At 77.1% G+C, this 786-nt stretch carries 1 protein-coding gene; it reads right to left on the bottom strand.

What is annotated here, in order from left to right; translation table 11 throughout:
- On the bottom strand, positions 1 to 786 hold a 786-nt coding region (locus IEX89_RS24120), incomplete at both ends, for a hypothetical protein (protein ID WP_188915840.1).

Below are 786 nucleotides of genomic sequence, written 5' to 3'. Positions count from 1 at the left end.
GCGAGACCTCCGGGAGGGACGCCGCCTCGCCCTCGATCTGCATCCAGGCCATGCGGCGCAGGCTCTCGGCATCCTCCGGGCAGAGGAGGCCCGTCGTGTCGAGCTCGAGCTCCACCGCCCGCGCCGTGCCGATCGGCGAGAGCCCCGCGACGATCTCGGCGAACCGCGAGACGAGGGCGCGCGCGTGACGCCGGGGAGAAACGGGCGGCGCGTCGGCCCGGCGGCGCGGAACGCGTGCGCGCGTCTGCGCCGACGCCGCGGCGAAGAGCGCCTCCGTCAAGGGATCGCCCGACAGGGTCGCCAGGTCGGCCGCGACAGCCTCGCCCATGGCGACGAGGAGCGCGAGCGGCACGAGCGCGTCCGGCGCCGTCTCGATGGAAGGCAGCGGTGCGCCGCCGACCGACAGCGTGCGGATGTCGGAAATCAGCTTCGCGATGTCCGCGGCCTCGCGGGCGATAGCGCCCGTCGCGCGCGGGAGCGCGGCGATGGTCAGGTCGCCGAGCGGGCACGAGCCGTCAACATCGGCGGCGGCGAGCTCGACCACGCCGCCTTCGAGCGGCGTCACCGGGTGCGGCGGCACGACGAAGGTCCCCGCCGCGAGCGGCAGGCGCAGCGGCTCGGCGCCGTCCAGGGAGACGAGGAGCGCGTCGACGGTCTCGGGGAACGGGATCGCCTCGAACGGCCGCGCCTCCGCCCGGCCGAGCGCGAGATCCGCGCACGCGGCCGCCCGAGCCGGTGCGGTGCCCTCCAGCGCCGTCGCGGCGAGCGCGGCGAGGCCCGCGAGCG

This window comes from Salinarimonas ramus (genome assembly GCF_014645695.1).
GTDB classification, from domain to species: domain Bacteria; phylum Pseudomonadota; class Alphaproteobacteria; order Rhizobiales; family Beijerinckiaceae; genus Salinarimonas; species Salinarimonas ramus.
This window is presented reverse-complemented; position numbering and strand designations above follow the sequence as displayed.